General features: G+C 60.2%; 21 protein-coding genes. 9 read left to right on the plus strand and 12 right to left on the minus strand.

Annotation, left to right across the window (positions count from 1 at the left end; translation table 11 throughout):
- Positions 1-198: 198 nt before the first annotated feature.
- The 3 genes from AC1Q6J_RS12180 to AC1Q6J_RS12190 all read right to left on the minus strand — a co-directional run bounded on the left by AC1Q6J_RS12180 (position 199) and on the right by AC1Q6J_RS12190 (position 4,508).
- Positions 199-1,644 (minus strand): D-alanyl-D-alanine carboxypeptidase family protein, encoded by a 1,446-nt coding sequence (locus tag AC1Q6J_RS12180; protein WP_492279603.1) that lies wholly within the window; start codon positions 1,642-1,644, stop codon positions 199-201.
- 400 nt (positions 1,645-2,044) lie between these two features.
- The gene (locus tag AC1Q6J_RS12185) at positions 2,045-3,847 is read right to left on the minus strand and encodes a glucan ABC transporter ATP-binding protein/ permease (RefSeq protein WP_492279578.1); all 1,803 of its coding nucleotides are present in this window, start codon (positions 3,845-3,847) and stop codon (positions 2,045-2,047) included.
- A 175-nt stretch (positions 3,848-4,022) separates the two neighbouring features.
- A complete protein-coding gene (locus AC1Q6J_RS12190; RefSeq protein WP_492279579.1) occupies positions 4,023-4,508 on the minus strand; it encodes a winged helix-turn-helix transcriptional regulator in 486 nt (161 codons plus the stop codon).
- A gap of 162 nt (positions 4,509-4,670) precedes the next feature.
- On the opposite strand from AC1Q6J_RS12190, the gene AC1Q6J_RS12195 reads away from it, so the two are divergent.
- Positions 4,671-5,780, plus strand: a complete 1,110-nt coding sequence (locus tag AC1Q6J_RS12195; RefSeq protein WP_492279580.1) for an alkene reductase — start codon at positions 4,671-4,673, stop codon at positions 5,778-5,780.
- Positions 5,781-5,870: 90 nt separating this feature from the next.
- Here AC1Q6J_RS12195 and ppk2 read toward each other — a convergent pair whose 3' ends face one another.
- From ppk2 to AC1Q6J_RS12210, 3 genes are all read right to left on the minus strand, one after another.
- Positions 5,871-6,680: a polyphosphate kinase 2 gene (ppk2, locus tag AC1Q6J_RS12200; RefSeq protein WP_492279581.1), complete on the minus strand. Its 810-nt coding sequence runs from the start codon at positions 6,678-6,680 to the stop codon at positions 5,871-5,873.
- Positions 6,681-6,702: 22 nt separating this feature from the next.
- Entirely contained in the window at positions 6,703-7,143 is a 441-nt protein-coding gene (locus AC1Q6J_RS12205) for a hypothetical protein (RefSeq protein WP_492279582.1), read from the minus strand.
- Between the two features lie 122 nt (positions 7,144-7,265).
- Complete coding sequence (locus tag AC1Q6J_RS12210; protein WP_492279583.1) at positions 7,266-8,981, minus strand: SulP family inorganic anion transporter; 1,716 nt, start codon at positions 8,979-8,981, stop codon at positions 7,266-7,268.
- A 288-nt stretch (positions 8,982-9,269) separates the two neighbouring features.
- On the opposite strand from AC1Q6J_RS12210, the gene AC1Q6J_RS12215 reads away from it, so the two are divergent.
- Positions 9,270-9,569, plus strand: coding sequence for a copper-binding protein (locus AC1Q6J_RS12215; RefSeq protein WP_492279584.1), 300 nt, complete (start codon positions 9,270-9,272; stop codon positions 9,567-9,569).
- A gap of 23 nt (positions 9,570-9,592) precedes the next feature.
- On the opposite strand, the gene AC1Q6J_RS12220 is transcribed toward AC1Q6J_RS12215, so the two are convergent.
- Positions 9,593-10,633: an ABC transporter substrate-binding protein gene (locus tag AC1Q6J_RS12220; protein WP_492279585.1), complete on the minus strand. Its 1,041-nt coding sequence runs from the start codon at positions 10,631-10,633 to the stop codon at positions 9,593-9,595.
- A 266-nt stretch (positions 10,634-10,899) separates the two neighbouring features.
- On the opposite strand from AC1Q6J_RS12220, the gene AC1Q6J_RS12225 reads away from it, so the two are divergent.
- The 6 genes from AC1Q6J_RS12225 to AC1Q6J_RS12250 all read left to right on the plus strand — a co-directional run bounded on the left by AC1Q6J_RS12225 (position 10,900) and on the right by AC1Q6J_RS12250 (position 15,071).
- Entirely contained in the window at positions 10,900-11,322 is a 423-nt protein-coding gene (locus AC1Q6J_RS12225) for a hypothetical protein (RefSeq protein ID WP_492279586.1), read from the plus strand.
- 134 nt (positions 11,323-11,456) lie between these two features.
- Positions 11,457-11,918 carry a phosphoribosyl-ATP diphosphatase gene (gene hisE, locus AC1Q6J_RS12230; RefSeq protein ID WP_492279587.1) on the plus strand — a complete coding sequence of 154 codons (462 nt, stop codon included), beginning with the start codon at positions 11,457-11,459 and terminating at the stop codon, positions 11,916-11,918.
- A gap of 63 nt (positions 11,919-11,981) precedes the next feature.
- Entirely contained in the window at positions 11,982-12,563 is a 582-nt protein-coding gene (locus AC1Q6J_RS12235; protein ID WP_492279588.1) for a YqaA family protein, read from the plus strand.
- A gap of 87 nt (positions 12,564-12,650) precedes the next feature.
- A complete protein-coding gene (locus AC1Q6J_RS12240; protein WP_492279589.1) occupies positions 12,651-13,196 on the plus strand; it encodes a hypothetical protein in 546 nt (181 codons plus the stop codon).
- A 103-nt stretch (positions 13,197-13,299) separates the two neighbouring features.
- Positions 13,300-14,268, plus strand: a complete 969-nt coding sequence (locus AC1Q6J_RS12245) for an NAD(P)H-dependent flavin oxidoreductase (protein ID WP_492279590.1) — start codon at positions 13,300-13,302, stop codon at positions 14,266-14,268.
- 35 nt (positions 14,269-14,303) lie between these two features.
- Positions 14,304-15,071, plus strand: a complete 768-nt coding sequence (locus tag AC1Q6J_RS12250; protein ID WP_492279604.1) for a thioesterase family protein — start codon at positions 14,304-14,306, stop codon at positions 15,069-15,071.
- A gap of 27 nt (positions 15,072-15,098) precedes the next feature.
- Here the strand turns inward: AC1Q6J_RS12250 and AC1Q6J_RS12255 are convergent, their stop codons facing one another.
- A complete protein-coding gene (locus AC1Q6J_RS12255) occupies positions 15,099-15,491 on the minus strand; it encodes a GrlR family regulatory protein (RefSeq protein WP_492279591.1) in 393 nt (130 codons plus the stop codon).
- A 701-nt stretch (positions 15,492-16,192) separates the two neighbouring features.
- On the opposite strand from AC1Q6J_RS12255, the gene AC1Q6J_RS12260 reads away from it, so the two are divergent.
- Positions 16,193-16,795 carry a hypothetical protein gene (locus AC1Q6J_RS12260; RefSeq protein ID WP_006022661.1) on the plus strand — a complete coding sequence of 201 codons (603 nt, stop codon included), beginning with the start codon at positions 16,193-16,195 and terminating at the stop codon, positions 16,793-16,795.
- A 50-nt stretch (positions 16,796-16,845) separates the two neighbouring features.
- On the opposite strand, the gene AC1Q6J_RS12265 is transcribed toward AC1Q6J_RS12260, so the two are convergent.
- From AC1Q6J_RS12265 to AC1Q6J_RS12280, 4 genes are all read right to left on the minus strand, one after another.
- Complete coding sequence (locus AC1Q6J_RS12265; RefSeq protein ID WP_006022660.1) at positions 16,846-17,679, minus strand: DUF2971 domain-containing protein; 834 nt, start codon at positions 17,677-17,679, stop codon at positions 16,846-16,848.
- Positions 17,680-17,720: 41 nt separating this feature from the next.
- Positions 17,721-18,086 carry a hypothetical protein gene (locus tag AC1Q6J_RS12270; protein WP_237863170.1) on the minus strand — a complete coding sequence of 122 codons (366 nt, stop codon included), beginning with the start codon at positions 18,084-18,086 and terminating at the stop codon, positions 17,721-17,723.
- 253 nt (positions 18,087-18,339) lie between these two features.
- Positions 18,340-19,614 carry a DUF4238 domain-containing protein gene (locus tag AC1Q6J_RS12275; protein ID WP_006022658.1) on the minus strand — a complete coding sequence of 425 codons (1,275 nt, stop codon included), beginning with the start codon at positions 19,612-19,614 and terminating at the stop codon, positions 18,340-18,342.
- A gap of 39 nt (positions 19,615-19,653) precedes the next feature.
- Entirely contained in the window at positions 19,654-21,519 is a 1,866-nt protein-coding gene (locus AC1Q6J_RS12280) for a competence protein CoiA family protein (protein WP_006022657.1), read from the minus strand.
- Positions 21,520-21,535: the final 16 nt, after the last annotated feature.

Consider the following 21,535-nt stretch of genomic DNA (forward strand, 5'->3'; position numbering starts at 1 on the left):
GGCTTGTTTCCTGACGGCCCCCGTCTTGTGGCGGGGTGCTCGGGCTATGTTCTCAAGTATTGAAATAAGTATTGAGCGAAGCGGCAGGCCATAGCAAGCCTGTGCGTGGTAACGACGCACTTTAGAGGCTTTATACGCAAACCTCTGGCCGCTCACGCATGCGGATTTCGCAAAGCACAATCACAGCCGGATGGTGAGTTAGCCCCGGGGTGGGGCGTCGGGCTTTTGCTGGGCGGCAGGCTTGGTCGCCGGTTTGGCGGCGGGAGCGGCAGGTTTGGCTGCTGAACTGGCGGCGGCTGGCTTCGCTATCGCTGGTTTGGCCGCAGCAGGTTTCGCAGCCGCTGGTTTGGCTGCGGCATCCGGCTTCTTGTCAGCTTTCGGCGCGCCAGCCGGTTTGGCGGCGGGAGCCACCGCGGCAGCTTTCGGCTTTGCCGCTGCCGCCGGTTTCGCTGCGGGTTTTGCGTTTTTCTTGTCCGGTTTGGCGGCCTCGGCCTCGGGTTTGGCGGCGAGCTTCGCAGCCTTGGCGCCCTTCTTCCGTTTCGCCACGGATGCTGCCTGGTTGGCGGCTTCAGCGGCATCGGCTTCGAGAATGGCCGCGCCGGTGCGGGCCGGGCCGGTATAGACGATGACCGGCGTTGTCGCGGCAGCCGGCATCGCGAGCAGGTCCGACACCTTCATGGTCGGCGCCTGAAGACCAGCCGTGAACATCGACACACCGGAGTCGTTGCTGTTGTTGTCCGCCACGATATCCGGATCGTCTTCCTCGTTCTCGGCGGCAGGCCGCTTGCGTTTCGGTCCGCACATCTCATCGCGCAGGTTCGGCGGCGAGGCGTCGATCGGCGCCAGCGCATCGACGGTGCCGAGCGACGGTTTGAGCCAGGAGAGCTTGTTGCCGCCGAAGCCGCGTTCGAGCAGTTGCGCCGCCTTGGCAGCCCGCTGCGCGGATGACTGCGCGCCAAGCACGACGGCGATCAGCCGCTTGTTGTTGCGTGTCGCGGTCGCGACAAGGTTAAAGCCCGAGGCGCAGATGAAGCCGGTCTTCATGCCGTCAGCGCCGGGATAACGGCCGATCAGCTTGTTGAAGTTGGCGGTCACGCGGCGGCCGAACTTGATGGCTGGAATGTGCATGAAATACTCGTACTCGGGCAGATCGCGAATGATCGCGCGCGCCAGAATGCCGAGATCGCGGGCCGAGGTGATCTGTCCTTCCGCCGGCAGGCCGTTCGGATTGACGTAGCTCGTCTGCGTCATGCCGAGCCGCTGCGCGGTCTTGTTCATTTCGGCGGAAAAACCGTCGATCGATCCGCCGACACCTTCGGCGATCACGACGGCGATGTCGTTTGCCGACTTCACCATCATCATCTTGAGCGCGTTATCGAGTGTGACCTGCGTGCCGGGCTTGAAACCCATTTTCGAGGGTGACTGCGCAGCCGCCGTCGGTGACACGGTCAGCAGCGTGTCGAGCGTCATGCGGCCGTCCTTCACCGCCTTGAGCGCGACATAGGCCGTCATGATTTTGGTGACGGACGCCGGATACCAGGGATATGTCGCGTTTTCCGCCTGAAGAACCTTGCCGGTGTCGGCCTCGATGACCAGCAGCGCTTCCGCCTGCGCGATGCGTGGTGCGATTATCGCCATCAGCATCGCCGCGACGAGCGCAGACGATCGCAGCGGCGGCAGCCGGAGCAGGGCAGGGACCAGCGCCACTACCGGATTCCGATGTTCGAGAGCACGCCTGCGGCGAATGAAACCATGGTCTCCTCGGCGTGTTGCATGCGGGTTGAGAGCAATCGAAATCGCCAAATCAGATGCGCACAATACTTATACCGGAGCGCACCCGTCCGAACAGGGGTTTTGAAGCTCAATCAAGCATGAAATGGGCCAAAATTCGACGATGCCCACACGTTGTTCTGTCATGGCCGGACTTGTTCCGACCATCCCGGCGGACGGCGCACTGTACTCAATTTATCGGGATCGCCGGGACATGGGCGAGCGGAGCGACGCCGTCCTTCAGACGGCTATGCCCAGCGATGGCATCACAACTTTACGTCCTGGAAGCCGTGGCGGCCGGCCGCTTGGCCGGTTCCGGATGGGCACCCTCCTGAACCATGAACTGCGCTCTTGCGAGCCTGGCGAAATAACCGCCGCTGGCCACCAGTTCATCGAACGTTCCGCTTTCGATCACCTTGCCCTTGTCGAACACCAGAATCCGGGTCGCATTGCGGATGGTTGAAAGCCGGTGAGCGATCACGAATGTGGTGCGGCCCTTCATCACGGTATCAAGAGCGGCGTTGACCTTGGCTTCGGTGACCGCATCGAGCGCGCTGGTCGCCTCGTCCAGGATCAGGATTGGCGGATTCTTCAGCAACGCACGTGCAATCGACAGGCGCTGACGTTCGCCGCCGGACAGCATGCGGCCGCGCTCGCCGGCATTGGTTTCGAATTTCATATCGCTGCGCTCGATGAAGTCGAGCGCCTGCGCGCCCTCGGCAGCCGCGCGCAACTCCTCGTCGGTCGCGTCAGGCTTGCCGACGCGCAGGTTTTCGGCGATCGAGCGGTTGAACAGCAGCGCTTCCTGGAACACCACGCCGATATTCCGGCGCAGCGCCGCGAGCGTCATGCCGCGAATGTCCATGCCGTCGACCTTGATGAAGCCCGACTGCGGATCGAACGCGCGATGCAAGAGTGCAATCGCGGTGGACTTGCCGGCGCCGGTCTCGCCGACCAGCGCGAAAGTCTGTCCCGGCAGCGCGGTGAACGATACGTCCTCGACGGCAGGGCGCTTGCCATCATAGGAGAACGAGACGTCGTTGAATTCCACGAGGCCAGTGAGGCGGCCTGGATCGATGGCGTCGGGTCGGTCGCGCACCGCAGGCACCGCGTCAAGCACATCGAAGAACTCGCGCAGCCGGGGCGCCTCCATGAAAACGCTGTTGATGAAGCTCACGACCTGTTCGAGTTTCTGGATCAGCATGGTGGCGAAACTCACGAACATCACGATCTCGCCGACGCTGGCCTGTCCCTGACTGTTCAGCACAATGCCGACCACGAAGATCGCCAGAATCGTGATTGTGGTGGAGGCGCGGGTCATCACCGCCACCAGCGCCCACCATGACAATACGGGTAACTGTGCCGATAGCAGCTTGTCGGCGACGCCGCGCAGGCCCTGCACTTCGGCGTCGACGCGCACGAAGCTCTGCACCAGCGCCACATTGCCGAGGGCGTCCGACGCGCGCGCCGCGAGATCGCCGTAGTGCTCCTCGACCTCCATCTGCAGGCCGTAGGTCTTGCGCACCACAAGCGTGGTCAGGATGGTGAAGACGACGCACAGGATGAACAGCAGGATCGCGAGCCGCCAGTTGATGTACAGCGACAGCGGCAGCAGCACGACCAGCGAGACGATCGACGCGAAATGCTCGCGGAAGAAACTCAGCCACAGCCGCCACAAGGCGTCGGTGCCTTGCAGCATCACTTTCATCAGACGGCCGGAATGCGTGCCGGTGTGGAAGGTGAGCGGCAACTGCATGATGTGTTCGAAATATCCGGTGAGAACTGCCTGCCGCTGCCGGTGTGCAAGTCGATCCGCCTGCAAGGCGACGAACGCGCTACAGACGATCGTGAACAGTCCGAACGCGACCCATGCGCCGAGCAGCGGCCAGGGTGAGGTGACCGCGCCGAACAGCGTGTCGGGACTTGGCTTGCCGGACAGCACGTCGATGATGCGGCCGAACAGCACCGGTTCAGCGAACTGCGCCACGGCGAGCAACAGATTGGCGACGGCGAGGAACCAGCCGAGGCGGGCCTCCTTGCCGAGTAGTTCAAGAACGCGGATGTAAAGACGGATCAAGGGACAGCCTTAAGCTCTGACTTCAACGAAAGGGCGTGCATTCTAGCTGGGGATCGCCAGCGAATACAGAGCGGGAGGCAAACGAGTAGCCACCATGCACTCAATTGATTTTACGGGTATTTGGCCGCGGCAGGAGCGCCCGCCTGTACATGGCGTGGCGCCCCATGACATGCATCTATCGGCTTGATCGAACTCCGCGCCTCGCCTTTGAAACCGGGCGCGGCCACGGCCGCATATCCCTGGGTCTGAGCACGCGCCCATCTCGCGCCTTGAGTTCGAGCGGCTGAAACGGCTTATGCGTGTCCTTGTCGACCATGTCGTAGGTGAGTTCGCCAGGCGCGAAGCAGAATTCTTCGCCCCACTGCCAGAGAGCAACCAGGACGAGGTAAAGCTTCTTCCCTTTGGGAGTGAGGACATATTCCTTGTAGGCCGTGCCGTCCGAAGCCGGGGCAGTGGCGAGGATTCCGCGCTCGACAAGTTTTTGCAGCCGGGCGGACAAAATGTTTTTTGCCAACCCAAGATTTTTTTGAAATTCGCCGAAGCGCCGTTTTCCAGCCAGCGCGTCGCGGATGATCAGAAGCGACCAATAGTCGCCGATCGCGCCGAGTGATCGCGCAATGGCGCAGGCATCGATGTCAAAGTTAGTCGGTTTGCCCTTCACTCATGCATTCCCCGTCCGCGGTCTCGTCCAGGCGGATCGCTGAAAATATCGGTTGCAAACTTAAACCATCTACAGCATCTTGTCTACGTGGTTTCAAAATTAAACCAGAACGAGGGCGCATTCGATGCGGTTTCAGCTCGTTCTCAACCGAAGGATAATCCCATGAGTTCCGCGCATCTGTTCGCCCCGCTCAAGCTCGGCCGCTATACGCTCGCGCACCGCGTCGTGATGGCGCCCCTTACGCGCATGCGCTCAGACGTCCCCGGCAATGTGCCGACAGATCTCGCAATCAAGTATTATTCACAGCGCGCATCGTCCGGTGGATTGATTATTGCCGAGGCCTCACAGGTCACGCCTTATGGACAGGGCTATCCGGCAACGCCTGGCGTTCATTCCGCTGAACAGATCGCGGGATGGAAGAAGATCACCGATGCGGTTCATGCCAAGGGCGGCGTCATCTTTCTGCAACTCTGGCACACCGGCCGCATCTCCCATCCGAGCTTCCAGCCGGACGGTGTGCAGCCCGTCGCGCCATCGGCGATCGCGCCAGCGGGCAAGGCGTTCACGCCTTCATTCGAGATGGTGCCGTTCGAGACGCCACGAGCTCTGGATACCGGAGAAATTCCGGCGATCATCGAGGCCTATCGTGACGGCGCGCGTAACGCCCTGGCTGCGGGCTTCGACGGGGTCGAGCTGCACGGTGCGAATGGCTATCTGATCGAGCAGTTCCTCCACAGCAAGACCAATCAGCGCACGGACGCTTATGGCGGCTCGTTCGAGAATCGCAGCCGCTTGCTGATCGACGTGATGACGGCACTGGTCGAGATCTGGGGTGCCGATCGCGTCGGCGTTCGGTTGTCTCCCTTCGGCACGGTCAACGATGCCGGCGAGGCGGACCCGATCGGACTCTACAGCTACGTCCTGACCCGGCTTGCTCCTCTCAACATCGCATACGTTCACCTGATCGAGTCCCGCAACACCGATGCCGGCGAGGCCGGAGCGCCGCTTGCGATCAATGATCTGCGACCGTTCTGGCCCGGCACCTTGATTCTCGCCGGCGGCTTCATTGGTCCGTCGGCCGATGCGGCGATCCGCGCCGGTCAGGGTGACGCTGTTGCCTTCGGGCGGCACTTCATCGCCAATCCGGATTTGCCGCGCCGTCTACAACTCGGTGCCGCGCTCAATCCTTACAACCGTGCGACCTTCTATGGCGGAAGCGCCGCTGGTTACGTCGACTATCCCGCCCTTGAACCGGCCGAAGCAGCGGAGTAAGCGGCGCACCAAACGGCGGCACAATTCGCCGAGGCTGGAAACGGCCCTCGGCGAAAGCCTGTACCGCCGGCGCGACGGGTGCGCCTGCCTTCATCGTGCTTCCGGAACGAATTTCAGCGAGGCGCTCAGCGGCCTGTCGCGCGTGATCTTGCGTCTCGGCAATTTAACGTTCCCTCGTGGCACTTTCTTGTAGGGAATACGCGAGAGCAGGTGCGCTATGATATTGAGCCGCGCCTGTCTCTTGTTGTCGGATCGGGCGATAAACCACGGCGCCCACGCGGAGCTGGTCGCCTTGAACATCTCGTCACGCGCCCGCGTGTAGTCGTCCCATCGCGTGTAGGAATCCAGGTCCATCTGGGTCAGCTTCCAGATCTTTCGCCTGTCGTCGATACGTGCGGTGAGCCGGTTGGTCTGTTCCTCCGGGCTGACCTCGAGCCAGTACTTGAGAAGTACAATTCCGGATTCGACCATGGCCTTTTCGACCAGAGGGACCACGTTCAGGAAACGCTTGACCTGATCCGGCGTACAAAAGCCCATGACTCGTTCGACCCCGGCGCGATTGTACCAGCTGCGGTCGAAGATCACGATTTCTCCCCCTGCGGGAAAGTGCTGCATGTATCGCTGAACATACATCTGCGACTTCTCGCGTTCCGTCGGGGCGGCGAGGGCAACGACGCGGAAAACGCGCGGGCTGACTCTTTCGGTAATGGCCTTGATGACACCCCCTTTGCCAGCGCCGTCTCGCCCCTCGAACACCACACATATCTTTTTGCCCTCGCGCTTCACCCATTCCTGAAGCTTGACGAGTTCAATGTGCAGCTCGCGGAGCTTCTGTTCGTAGTCCTTGCGCTTGAGCGCCGGGACGCCGGTGTTGCGTTTCTTCCTGGCGGCCTGCTTCATGTTTCAGTCCCCCCGCTGGCTTTCAGTGCGTCATGTCGCCCCAGGTCAGGAAAAGCCCGACGTCTCCCGGAAAGCCCTCCGGCCAATCCAGGATCATCGCCTTCAGACCGTAGCCCTGAGGCTGCAGGTGGTCGCGCCAGAACTCGAAGGCCTGAAGGGGTCTCCCAATCAGTGTGTCCGGCCAATCCTTTTCCATGTTGTTGAGCGCGCGCCCTTTGTCCGTGCATAACGCGTTCGGAAAGCGCATGACCAGAGCTTCCTTGTCGCCCTTTGCCGCAGCGGTTCGCAGTTGGCCGAGCACCCGACGCTTTACCTCGGCAATCTTTTCGGGCGTGACCGCAACGGGCTGCGACAACGATCGAATCAGGTCCTGTCGCGCCTTCTCGGCATTCGAGCCGGAGTCTTTCGAGGCCTTGGCCATCACGGTTTCCACCATGTAGTTGCGCAGCTCACTCGCCGACATGAAGGTCTCGTCTCCGAGCTTTTGTGCGGAATCCGAGCTGCGCTGCTGGATATTTGGCTGTGACATGACTGGCTCCCTTTGATTTGAGGAGCAGGACGGTGTCCTGCATGCAGTACGTTTCTCTATCCTAGGCCCTTCATCAGTGTTGGCGACTCAGTCCGATGGGTTAGGCAATCTTCAATCGTGCGGTGCGCGAGAATTGGGCCAAGATCCTGTTCGGCCCCAACCGCCGTCAGATTTTCCCGAACGTCGTCGCGCAGTCCGGCAAGCTCGATCGCGATGCCGCGCTCCCTGAGCGATCGCGCCAGTCCGCGCAGTACTCCCCCCGCAGTGACGTCGACGGCAGGCACGAGTGAAAAATCAATGACAACTGTCTTGATTCCCGAGGTTGCCTGATTCAGCAGTTCGAAGGTCTGGCGGCGGATATGGTCCGCATTGAAGTAGAACCACGCGCCCGCGCTGCGTATCACGAGCGCACCCGGTATTTCGGCGGCTTCCGGATATCTGGCCCGGCTCACGAAATGCCCCGCGACCGGATCGCGCCCGAGGACGATGACGGGTGGGCGCGATGCGTGCGCGATGACCATGATCAGCGACCCGGCCGCAGCCAGCAGCAGGCCGTCGAGCAATCCGAAGAGCAGCACGCCGAACAGTGCGACCAGCGAAATGCGAAACTCGCTGCGAGATGAAAAGCGCAACTGGCGGAGGTCGTCAAATCGCACCATGTGCGATGCCGCCATCAGTACGACGGCGGCCAGCACCGGCTCGGGCAGGTTGTGAAAGAACTTTGTAAAAAACATCAGCGTGAGAGCGATGGCGCCCGAGGTCACCAGCAGGGAAAACGGAGACGAGGCTCCTCCCATATCGTTGACGGCGGTCTGCGACATCCCGCCTGCGACAGGAAACCCGTGAGCGAATCCCGTTGCGAGGTTTGCTGCGCCGAGAGCCGTAAGCTCCTGCTCGGGGCTGATGTCGTAGCCATGCTTTTGCGCAAAACTGCGGGCGACCGAAATCGTCTCCCCATAGGCAAGCAGCACGCAGGCCAGTGCGATCGGCACGAGCGCCGAAATATCGGATAGATGGATAGTCGGCACGCTGATTGCGGGCAGACCGGCAGGGATGTCGCCGACGATCATAATGCCGGTATCGGCCCGCCCGAACATGCTCATCATGGCAATGGCCAGGACGACGACAAACAATGTCGTCGGTCGGCCGGGAAAAATCCGCTCCAGCGTCACGAACAGGGCGATTGCGGCAAGGCCGACAGCAAGCGAAATGGTGTGGGTCTCGTGGAGCGACATCACGACATGGCCGAAGCGCTCGAACACGTTGCCGGTGATGCCCTCGATACCGAACAGCTTGGGGAGTTGCGTCGAGGCGATGTAGAGCGCGGCCCCTGTTTTGAAGCCGATCAGGATCGCATCCGAGATGAAGTACGCGATGTTGGCGAGACCGATAAACCGGCCGGCGATGCAGATCGCGCCGACAATCAGAGCCAGGGCTGATGCGAGCGCGAGGGCCCGTGACGGATCGCCTCCGGCCATCACGACGACACTCGTTGCGACGGTTATCGCCAGCGCCGATGTAGGGCCGACTGCAAGCTGGCGGCTGGTCCCGAACACCGCGTAGGCGATCCCTGCAACGAGATAGCAGTAAAGGCCGGTGACAGGTGGCAATTGTGCAAGCGATGCGTATGCGAGCGATTCCGGAATGACAAATGCTGCAAGCGACAGGCCGGCGACGAGGTCTCTTGGAAATTCCTTTGCCTTGTAGGCGCGAATCCAGCCGGCGGCCGGGATGAAAGGCAGAACCATTCCCAGAAACGGTTTGTCGCCCATTGCGTCCTCGCCAATCGATCGTCCTTTGCAGGAGGTGGCGCACGCTCAAGCCATTCATGATGGCAGGGTCGAACAGCCCGGTCAACGCCAGCAGGGCTCCGCAGTCACTCTGGTTCTGCGGCTTGATTGATTTTGCGTGTGCTCAAAGACGGCAGTCACGCGTCGTGGAAAATCTCCACGGTCGCAAATGCACAATGGCTCGCAGCGGGACCTTTTGTCTCGCCCGCTTTGAGGAACCAATCGGGCCACCGCAGCTTATCGGGCATACCCCAAAACCCGGAGACTGCCATGAAAATCGCGAACATCGTTCTGGCTGGTATCGCAGTTCTCATCGTCATCAGCAGTTCGACGGCTTTGGCTCAACAAGCGCTTACAGGTGTGATTACGAAAATTGACCGGATACAAGGCATGATCGCGATTCAAGGGGAGCAAAGCGGGACCGTCGGAGCGAATACCGGCCGCACTGCGGAGGAATTCAAAGCACAGGACCGTTCGTCGCTGGATGCCGTGCATGTTGGTGATAAGGTCACTTACTCCATCACGGAAACGGGTGGAACTAAGACAATCACGAAACTTCAGAAACAGTAAATCCGCGAACCGCGCTGCGCGCCTCAATTGATCTTCCGCGCACTCACGGGCGGCAGGAACGCGTCGTCGAAAATGTCGCTGGCCGACGGACGCCTGCGGAATTCGTAGGTGTCGGCGATCTGGCCGACGCCAATGTCGAAGCGGTTGCTGTCGATGCCGCCAAGACCGTTCCGCCTGACCTCGTCGGTGACGATATTGTCATGAATGACGGCGCGCAGCCGCTCGAGTTCAAGATCGCGAAAGCCGCCGCTCATTTGCGTCATGACCTCGTCCGCCGCGCGCGCCGGGTCCTTGATGGCAAGACGAACGCCGGCGATCGTCGCGCGCACGAACGCCTTCACCGCATCCGGATTGGCGGCGGCGAATTTCGGGTTGACGACCAGTGCGTGTCCGTAAACTTCGCCGCCGAATTCCGAGAAGCGAAGCACCGCGAGATCGTTCGCCGGAACGCCGCGGTCGCGCAGATTGATCGCGGACAGAAACGAGAAGCCGGTCACCGCATCGACCTGCCCGGCGGAGAGCATCGGTTCGCGCACCGCGGCGCTGATCCTCTCCGTCCTGATCTTGTCGAGCTTGATATGGTTCCTGCGCGCGATGGTCGGCCACAGCCGCGCCGCGAGGTCCCCGTCGACAACGCCGAGGGTCTTGCCTTCGATGTCCGACATGGTCGCGATGCCGCGGCTCTTTCGTGCGATGATCGCGTAAGGCGCCTTGTTGTAGAGGACGAACACCGCCTTGATCGGAAGGCTGCCTTCCTTGTCGCGATAGCGGATGAGCGCGTTGATATCCGCCAGCGCCATATCGCTGTTGCCGGATGCGACGCGGGCAATGGCGTCCAGCGACCCGGTCGCGGAGTCGGTGGTCACGGTGAGACCTTCCGCACGAAACAGGCCTTTGCCGGATGCGAGGATAAATGGTGCTGCGGAGCCATCGATCGGCCGGTCGAATGAAAAGTGCAGGGCCGACGCAGCCACGCCTGGCGTGGCGCCAAGGAAGGGCGCGCACAGGAGCGCGATCAGCGGCAGGAGCAGCTTGCGGAGGATGCGATCCGGATTTTTGGGCATGCGCGGCACTTGATCTTACGAAAGCACTTGATCTTACGAAGCACTTGGACTTCGGAGGCGTGAGGCGGCTTTTGAGCATCGGCTGTGTTGGTATGATGACAAGCACACAAGGCGGCGTCCGTCACCTTTTGGCCTTTTCCGCGCCGGTTTGCCGCAGTTTTGCCCTTTGCCCTTCAGCTTGTGTTCAGGTCGGGGAACCCAATGTAATCAATAGGGTTATCCTCAACTGGTCATTCAGGCCAGGGATGGCCTGTGAGGACGTTGAAATGCTTATTCGGAAGACTTTGCCTTCACCCTTCAGCCGAGCTGCGGTTCTGGCGACGGCTGCCGCGCTGGTCTTGACCATGGCTGTTCCGCCGGTCGCGCAGGCATATCCGCTGGCTTCATCGGCCGCCAAAACCTCGTCCGCCGAGCCGGCGAACGCCAGCGAGGCCACCGATTTGAGTTCGCGCGCCCGTCGCCGGGTCGTGCGCCGCGGCTATCGCAACAACGCCGCGGGGGCCGCTTTCATGGGTCTGGCGCTGGGTACCGTCGGCGCAATCATCGCCGAACAGCGACGCCGCGACTACTATCGCGACAACTACTATTACGGCGGTGGTCCCTATTACGGTGGCCACTACTACGGCGGGCCGGCATATTACGGCGGCTATCCGTATGGCGGCGGCTATTATGCCGTCCCGCACTACTGAGCGTCGGATCAGTAGTGCTGCTGACATCCGCCATTCGCCGGGAGAAAATCCCGGCGATCGCATTTTTGAAGCATTTTCAGCCAGTTGAAGCGGACGTTAACACGCTGGCGAGGGTTTTGATCTAGGTTCGACCCATGAGTGATTCGCTAGAACGGCTTTATCACGCAATTATCGCGGCCAAGGATCTCGATCCGGCGACGTCGCGCACCGCACGTTTGTTTCAGCGTGGTCCGGCGAAAATGGCCAAGAAACTCGCCGAGGAAGCCATCGAAGTCGTGATCGATGCGGTCAACGGCAAGCCGGACGCGGTGATCCGGGAAAGTGCCGATTTGCTCTACAACCTGTCCGTCCTCTGGGTGGCGGCAGGTGTCCGCCCGGACGACGTTTGGGCCGAAATGGACCGCCGCGAGCGCGTCCAGGGCATCGCCGAGAAATTGCCCAAATTCTACGCGGACAAGCCGGCGCAAAAGGTTGCTGCCGACAAGTCTCGCCCTGCGGCCAAGGCCGCGCCGAAAATCGCCGCGACGGCCCCGGAAAAGGTGGCCCGGCGGCCAATTGTCGCGCTCCAGAGCGGACGGCTCAAGAAACGGCGCTAATTAGCCGCGAAATTACACATTTCCATACATGGACAAATCGGCTGGACGGTGGTTCATCGCGCCATGCTGAAACGAATGTATGACTGGTGCATTGCCGCCGCCGACAAGCCTTATGCACTCTGGCTGATGGGGGCTGTGTCCTTTGCGGAAAGTTCGTTTTTTCCGATCCCGCCGGACGTCATGCTGATCCCGATGTCGCTGGCGCGGCCGCAGAAGGCATGGCTCTACGCGCTGGTCTGTACGGTGACGTCGGTCGCAGGCGGCGTTGTCGGCTACGCCATCGGCGCATTGCTCTATGATTCCGTCGGACAGTGGCTGATCAATCTCTATGGTTACGGCGACAAGGTGGAGGCGTTCCGTGCGTCTTACGCCGAATACGGCGCATGGATCATTCTGTTGAAGGGCCTGACGCCGATCCCGTACAAGCTGGTCACGATCACATCCGGTTTCGCTAACTATAATTTGCTGCTGTTCGTTGTCTTTTCGATCATCGCGCGCGGCGGCCGCTTCTTTATCGTCGCGATCGTGCTTAATCGCTATGGCAGCTGGATTCGCGAAGTCATCGAGAAGCGTCTCGGACTATGGGTCGCGATATTGGCCGGCGGTCTGGTGATCGGTTTCATCGTCGCGTTCCGGCTGTTCTAGCGTAAGCGGAGCCGGCAGCGGTTCGCGTGAAGAACACGTCGAACATAAAGCCTTTTCCCCGCGGCAACGGCGGGATACGCTTGAGTTATGTCCAATCACTCCAGCGATTTGTTTGTGGATGTGCGGGGATGCATTGTCCTGATCGTCACTCTCGCATCTGTATTGGGAGCGACAGCGGCGTGGCCGCAGCAAGCGCAGCCCCAGCTTCAGGTTGCGCCATCGCAGCAAGCCCCCGCGCCGGCACCGCCTCCTGAACCCGGCAATCCGGGACTGGTGGAGGAGATCGGCAAGTTGCTGAAGGACTCGGCCTCAGGTCTGAGGTCGACGCTGCCCAGTCCGGGTCAGGCGCTGGAGGGGCTGAATTCCGGCGCCAGGGATGCAACCGACAGTTTGAAACGGATTGCGACTCCATCGGGCCAGACGATGGCCAGCGGGCGCGCCCTTTGCCCGCCCGCCGCCAATGGCGCGCCGGATTGCAAGCGCGGGGCAGACCAGCTCTGCAAGGAAAAAGGCTACGCCGAGGGCCGGAGCGTCGATATCGAATCCACCCAGAAATGCTCGGCAAAATCGTACTTTTCGGGCCAGGGCGCGTGCCGGACAGAAAATTTCGTCACCCGGGCCGTTTGCCAGTAAACGCAAGCCTCTTTCAAGAAATGGCTGTAGCCCCTAAGACCGTGGCACAATTGCCGTGGCGTTAATGCGCGTGCCGGTTCAGTCTGGGGAAGAGGATTTCTGTATGTCGATGCCTGCCTTATTCAAAGGTCGCCTTTCGATTCCGGTGATCGGTTCACCGTTGTTTATCGTGTCGGGACCGGATCTCGTCATCGCCCAGTGCAAGGCGGGAGTCGTTGGCTCGTTTCCGGCATTGAACGCGCGTCCTGCGGCTCTGCTGGATGAATGGCTGCACCGGATCAAGGAAGAACTCGCGGCGCATGACAAGGCGCATCCCGACCGCCTCTCGGCTCCGTTCGCGGTCAACCAGATCGTCCACAAATCCAACAACCGTCTCGATCAGGATCTCGCGGTTTGCGAGAAGCACAAGGTCCCGATGGTGATCACGTCGCTCGGCGCGCGTGAGGAACTCAATCAGGCGGTTCATGCCTGGGGCGGTATTACCTTTCACGATGTCATCAATCAGAAGTTTGCGCACAAGGCTGTCGAAAAGGGCGCGGACGGCCTGGTGCTGGTGGCTGCGGGCGCGGGCGGTCATGCCGGCGCGATCTCACCGTTCGCCTTCGTGGCGGAGACCCGGCAATGGTTCGACGGTCCCATCGCACTGTCTGGCGCGATCGGACATGGCCGCGCCATTCGTGCCGCGCGCGTGCTCGGCGCCGACTTCGCCTATATCGGCTCGGCCTTCATTGCCACGCAGGAGGCCAACGCACCCGACAACTACAAGTCGATGATCGCGTCATCGTCTGCCGACGACATTGTCTATTCGAACCTGTTCACCGGCGTGCATGGCAATTATCTCAAGCCGTCGATCGTGGCTGCCGGCATGGACCCGGACAACCTGCCGGTCTCCGATCCGTCGAAGATGAACTTCGGCACCGACGCCAGCGGCGAACGCAACAAGCCAAAGGCCTGGAAGGAAATCTGGGGCAGCGGACAGGGCATTGGAAGCGTCGACAAGGTGCTTCCGGTCGCCGAACTGGTGGCGCGCTTCAAGAAGGAATACGAGGCCGCCGCCGACGCGCCGCTCTAGACCGCAGGCATTGCGTGTCCGGACCGGCCCCAATGATGGAAGCCGTCTTTCGCGTCGAGGGTGATCGCGTCTTCACGCGCGAGCATGCAGGGGGACCGTGGGACCCCAGCATGCAGCACGGCGGCGCGCCATCGTCTCTCGTCGTTTGGGCGGCAGAGCGCATCCCGACGCCGCAGCCAATGCAGGTCGCACGGCTGACCATCGATCTGATGCGTCCGGTGCCGGTGGCGCCATTGACCATTGCGACAGAGGTGGTTCGCGAAGGCCGCAAGATTCAGCTCTGCGAGGTTCGTCTTCTTGCCGGGGGCGTCGAGGTCGTGCGCGCGACTGTTCTCAAGATCAGAACGCAACCGGTCGGCTTGCCGGACACTGTCGCGCATATGCCGCTCGATGTACCGGGCCCGGAGGATGGCCGGGACGAGCCGCAGACTCTGAATAAGTTTCTGGCCGGCGTCACCATGCGCGCGGTGAAGGGTGGCTTCCTCAGGCTGGGGCCCGGCGCGATCTGGTTTCGCCCCAATCGCCCGATCGTTGAAGGGGCGGCGATATCGCAGGCAATGCGCGCGGCCCTTGCCGCCGATTGCAGCAACGGCGTGGGGTCGGTACTCGATTTCAAGAAATGGATATTCATCAATGCCGACCTGACGGTGACGCTCGCGCGGCAGCCGGTAGGCGACTGGATCTTGCTGAACTCGGAGATGACACTGGGCGCCGATGGCGCGGGTCTCGCGGTCTCGCGTCTTGGCGATGCTCGGGGATACTTCGGCACGGCCATTCAGTGCCTTGTGGTCGAGCCGCGCTGAGCAAAGCCGGCAGGCACGCGCCCCGCGCTAGTCGGCGACCCGCGTCAGTACGGCCTTGAACGCCAGGCTTGGAAACTCGGCCGCGGTCCCTTCACAGATCGCGAAGCCGCCTTTGACCGTTCCATTGAAGTTGACGCTGACCTCGTCAAATCCGAACACGGACGGAAGATTGGGGTCAGGCGTATGCCGAACGCTGGATACGCTGCCGGCAAACGATTGGCCGTTCTGCGTATAGAATCCGATGTAGGCGAACGCGGAGCTCCCGCCCCGAAGCTTTCCGTTCTCCGCATGGATCACGCCCAATGCTTTGCCCCGCGGCGTTTCAAACTCGACCTTGTACAGGCCCTGGAGCAAGGCGGTTTCGGTGATCACAGGTTTGTCAGAGGTCGCGGTCGGCTGCGGGCTGGTCTGGTGTCGCATGCGCTGTCATTCCGGTATTGCCGCTGAAGTTGGTCTTCAAGCGTGACGTCTTTTGAGATCGACGATTGTCTGTGGTCGCGCAGTCAGAAGGAACATAACATCACCGGAGATCATTTCGCCGATGGGCCGGACTTTAGATAAAAGCCTAGTGATAGAGGCCTTGGTGCCCCTGGCCGGCAGTCACCTATTTCCTTAACTATCCGAATTTATGGCGATTTTAGTCACGGATTGCTGCCGATACCAGCAGAAATACCAGCAAGCTGAGACGCGCGGTACTCGCTGGCAAAAAATAAGCCAGCAGGCTCCCCGGCAGCAGGCGCGCCCCATGCCGTTCTGGTCTCCACAAGCGCCACGACCGGAATCGAACCCGGCTCCGACTCGAATCCCGATAGGATCGCCCAAACTTGATATCGCGAGGTCAAGGGAGCGCCTTGTCATGCGTAGTCTTTACACTTTGCCCCACGATGCCGAGCGAGATACGTACCTCGTGTTGAACGACTTCGGGGCGAGTCGGTTGCGCCTGGCCAGACCAACACTGAAAGCGCCGGCAGCGACCACTACGCCCGCGGCTTCCGCTCGATCGCCTCGACCCTGCTTAACGATGAGGGCACGTCGGCAACCGGAAAGCAGAAAGCCGCCGTGCGCCTCCGTTTGGCGTTTGCGTGATAGTGGTAATGAAATCATGACCGCAGGATCATGCCATGGCTGATGTGCCGAAGCTCGTCGAGGAATTGTGGAGCTTAACGCTGCTCGAAGCTATAGAACTCGCCGAGATTCTGAAGAAGAAGTGGCGACCGCCGGAGGTATCTCTAGCCGATATAAAGCGCTATCTTCCGCATTGGCCCGATGCAGTCATTGAACTGTGGCTGTTCTACCTCGCAAACCGCAGCGCTGGCGATACGGGTTGGCCGCCGCCGGAGCCGCTCGGCAATCACGCATGGGCAGCCATCCTTGGATACAGGCCCCTTTCATGGTGGCGAGAGGTTAGCTGGAAGCGCGAAACGACTGACTGTGGCTTTGCAAATCTCTGCCAGGGTACGAAGGTCATTGTGGCGCAGATATTGATGGAGAAAGCAAGCGGCACCATTGATGAGGAGACCGGGAGGCGATTCAAGAGGGGGGCCGATTACCTGATGAAGAATGGCGTCTTCGAAAAGCCGCTAGTTGCGATAAGGCTTCCCGATGGCTTGAGCATCCTCGACGGTAATCACCGGATAAGCGCATTCTGTGGCCTGCAAGAAACCCCCGCCGAATTACTGGAGCCGCGCGGTTTAAAGAAGCCGGCGCCCGAACAAGACCTATAGATTGGGACGCACAGCGGCGGCGAAGTGCCGCTGGATTATCTGCCTAGCCTTTAGGCCGCGCCGTCTACCGCTTTGATGCCGAGCTTGCCGAGTTCATCGCGGAGGAAATCGAGGTCGCAGCCGGGGCCGGGAAAAACCTCCGTGATCGTGCCATCTGTCATGGCCTTTCGATAATCAAAGCCGAGTTCGAGTCCGGGGGCAAATTCCATTTTCGTGCCATCGGCCAAGACAAAATGTCCCATGCCAATCGCCGAAAGCGAAATACGCAACTCGCGCTCATCAGCATAGCTCTTGTCCTTGACGTAGGTGTAGCGGATCGGATTGGGCATCCGATCGATATTTTCCCGCACCTCTTCCCACGACAAATAATCGACGATTCCGTAGTTTACGGAGAATATCTGCTTGCAGGCGTTTCCCCGGTACAGCAGTCCATTCCTGACGCTCATGATCTCATTGATGACGGCACGCAGCTTCGCGAAATCGAAAGCGATGCCGACTTTACCATGTGCGCTGCCGTTCCCGTACTCGTGCCAGATGTAGTCGGAGTTCTCCAGCGAGAAGCAGCACGCATAGGTCCGGTTTCGGCAGCGGTCATAATAGTCCGCCCCAGAGAAATCGGGTGCCCTTTCGAACTTGGCGGCCTCATTGGCGGCGCGATCTTGTTGCAACTGCTCACCGTCATGCCCGTCGGCATTCCGGAAGTCCTTGTAGCTATCGACCCGGTTGAAATAGAGGTATCCGCCGCTCACCGACCGGAGCAGGTTCTCAATCGTCATGATTTTGTAAAGCTGTTGCCCGTCCGGCGGTGCGGTCAGCGTTCCGGCGTGCGGTTCGATGGCCCCCAGCGCGGGGTCGAACGGAGCATTATCGGTGTTTTCGGTCATGGCAGCAGTGTGAGGACTTAGCGGCTGCGCAGATCGGCGGCCTAGCTTGCTCTCGTTTCGACCCTCGGCAGCGAAGCATGATATTCATCTATGCTGTTGAGATCAATCATGGTCTTGCCCCCCATCTTGTAGGCCCTGATCCTCTCGTGGGCGATCAGCTCATAAGCTTTAGTTCTTCCAAATTTGCCATAGCGGCAACCATCCTTGAACTCGACGAGCCGGCGCCGCTTGTTGTTATCACTCTCAACCATGAGTCCCTGCAAGCGCTTCGATGATCCCCCGATAAGATCAAAACCGCGCTGAGTGAGATGCGCATATCCATGGCGCGACGCTGTCGGTGCGGGCTCGCCAGAAGACCTACCGTTGTGGTGGCTGACGAGATTCCTGCTGACCCGTTTCGGCGCCATCTACGCGTAACCCAATTGCCATGCATCGATCTAAATTGTCTACGATGCCAAACAAAGGGTCCCCTGATGCCGCCCCCAAGTCCAGAGTGCTGTAGCGTGCAAATCGGATGGACGAGGAAGCGCGGCTCGCGGACGCTTGTATTGTCACCTAGTGCTTTTGACGTGAGAGGTTGCGCTGCATGCTGTGGAACAGGCCTGTGCTGCCAACTGCTCGAAGTTTGATATCGGGGACCTGCTCGCCGGAAATGGAAGGCTACAAGCGGTTGCGATCGAGACGCTTGCCTAACTCTCTCAAACTGGCATCGCGGTGAACTACGCGGAACCAGCCATCGGCTGTGTTTCCAAGAGGCTCCACCATGGCAGCGCCCAAGGTGCGCATGGGGCGTCCATCGACGTAGAGTTCGACACGGAGCATGCCCTGATCCGATGCCATTTGGGCTAACAATGTGATCTGGCCGGTCCGAGCGGTGATCCCTTCTCCGGAAGGATCGATTTCCTCGATTGTGAGGATCCCGTGATCGGCAGGACCGCGTACTACGAGGTGTATTCCCGATTGCATCTCTGAATGTCGTTTAGACGGCCGTCCCATTTCGCCGAACGTAAGGTGTGTCGTGACGGACCGAAGGTGAGGTTGCTGTTCCAACGCTTCACGCGCGCGATCGAATGTGTCGGTGGCCGCGTAGAGGTACCGCGCACTATGAACCGTTTGCTGATGATTGAGGAACAGGACCGCATCTTCATCAATATCGATCGGATTGCCGGACCTGAGGCCGTCTCTGTATCGGAACACTCGCTCCTTTTGATCTGCCTCGAGACTCGCTTGTTCAGCGAACTCATAGCGCTTCACAATTGTCGGGCAGTGCAAGGCAATCATAATCTCTGGTGAGATCGGCAGGACGACTAGTATGCCGTGCGAAGTAAGTCCGAGTTCCCCATAGGGAAAAGCATTCATCACTGCGGTGGGATGATCAGAGATTATGAACCGATGGTCCCCGTTTGCTCGGTATAAGGCGGGATACAGGCGCAGAAGCGCGACGACCTGCTCGCTGCGATCAAGGAATGTCCGTACTGCGCCGAGGCGCAGTGCTGCATCGGGGGGCGTCGCCATGGTCGGATTCTGATCCGGATCGTAGCCGAGCTGCCGTGTGATCTCCCGAAGACGATCAGCGAGGTGCGCCCGCGTGGTTCGACTGAAATGCGTGCGAAGCATCTGGGTGGCGAACAAGTCGGCCAAAGCAAGCCGATCATCCTCGGATAGCCAGGCTAGCGATTTGCGCGAGAGGATCTCCGCAATAAGCAAAGCCGACCGGGTGTCGACTTCCTGGAACAGATCTTCGAAGTTCCACTTGCTGGCGCCGAGACTGATGGTGTTGAAGTCGTTCTCTGAGCCAGCGTTGAGGATCGAAGTTCGGAATGATCGATCCGTTTGTTTGTCGAGCACATAGAGAAAACGGCGCTCCGCGTCCGCAGAGAAATTTCGAAGCTGCGCCTGTGGTACGAAGTGGTGCTTTTTAGAAGGCCGGTTCATTGTCTCTATGCGGTGTATTGACACAGAACATCCGAGTTCCTATCGACGCGAACGTTTCGTAGGTAGCAGCTCACTACACCGCTGCCGGGTAGCATCATCAACCGTGAACTCCTCCGGCGATTTACCACCTAATTCCCGCCTCCTGCCTCGCATCCATAAATTAGCTCGCTCGTCGTCGTAATACCGGGATTGGGCGAGCGCGGCGAGCTCCGCCACGGCTTTTGCCTTCCGCTCGCTTGCTCGATGCTGAACCTCAATCTCTCTTGCTCGGTAATGGAGCGCGCGGACCGCATCCTCGTGACCAGCTTCGCTATCCAAAGCGACCTCGATGGGAGGGCGTCCCCCAGTGTTAGAGTTTGTCGTCACGAGCCAGAGTTCCGCTTCTCTCCCGATCTGTCGAAGCGCGCGATGCTGCAGATCGGCGACGCGGGCAGCTTTATCTGCCTCGATTTTCGCTTGATTGGCGCGTTGACGTTCGGCTTCTTCTGCATGCTTGCGCTCAAGTGCGCGCGCCAGGGCGCCGTGGTAGGGAAGCCCAAAAAGGTCTAAGCGTTCTCGCGGCGAGAACCGGATTTGCGTCGCGATATTATCCAGGTCGTTCGTGAGCGATCGCCACTTCGTTTCATCGAAGTCGATCGCATCACGAGGTGAATGGCCGCGTTCCGGGAGCATTGAACTCCACCATTGTTCAAATACGAAAGCAGCGGTCTCATCCGCTGGAAGAGTGGCAATCAGCTCCTCAACTAATTGACGGAGCTCGCGCGTACGCTTGACCGGTCGCGCGCGGAGCTCGCGCGCCTTATCGATCCGTGCCTGTAGCGTATGTGAGGGCCGCCAAATCTCAGTCGGATCCGAATGAACGAAGCCAAGGCGCTCGAGTTGCGTTAGATATGCTTCGACGGCCTGGAAGGGGGAGTTGAACGGAATCCCGGCCGCTCGCACCCCACATACGATTTCGTCCGAAATGTCAGCAAACGATGAGTCGAGCCATCGTCTGCTTCGGAGTGCCGCGAGCCCATTTCGAGTTCGGAAAGGCGTTTTCGTTGGAGCGAGCAATGCTTCCAGAATAGCCGCTTGCCATTCCGCAACGGCCACTGTGAAGCAACCAGCCCCATATACCGGCAGATTGATGAGGTCGGCGAGGCCGTTTTTCCGGGCCGAAGATTCGCATGCCCCGCTTCCCGGGGATTCTGACGGTGAACGATGGCGATAGGAGCCGCGGTAATTTTCGATTTGCGTCCGCCTCTCCTCTGCTCGCTGTAGCGCTCTCACTTCGAGGCGTGCGCGCGCTTCACGTTCCCGCGGATTGTGCAGCCATGTTCGCGGCGCGTCGTAAAGTATCCGGTCTCCGATCTCGCTGAGCTTGTGGTCGCGGTACTGGGAGAGGTCGATCTCGATTGCGCCGACATCCATCGCTTGGATCCGGGCGATTTTTATTGAGTCGCACGGATGAGTGACCTTGAATTCTACGATGAGCCTGCGATCGCGTAAGAGCAGCACGACGTCGGGAACGATCTGCCCATCTTTGGTTTCTAGGATCGCTCGATCGAAAGTACGCTTCGCCGCCCGGACAACAACTTCGCGATCCTTCTGCTCCTCCACGACCTGCGCTGGCAAAGTAATTTCCAGGCGCTCATCCAAAATGAGTTTCGCAAACTTATGCAGGGCCGTCTCGCCGGCGGACGCGCATGACCGGCCATCTTGCTGAGCATTGTGCGCAAAATGGTGGGCCTGCACATCTCCCTTTTTCGCAACCATCCGCCTTCCGCAGCCGGGACAGACGCAGTTGCAGGCGAGCCCGGAGGGCACCTCGCCAATATGCAGGAGTCGACCATCGGCAGATTCGGCGACGAAAGCGCCGCCTTGCTCCGTACAGGCAAACAGTTCTCTCAGGCGTATAGACATCGTCCGGCTGCTCCCT

It is taken from the genome of Afipia sp. MLSD5-FHT05B12 (assembly GCF_058793355.1).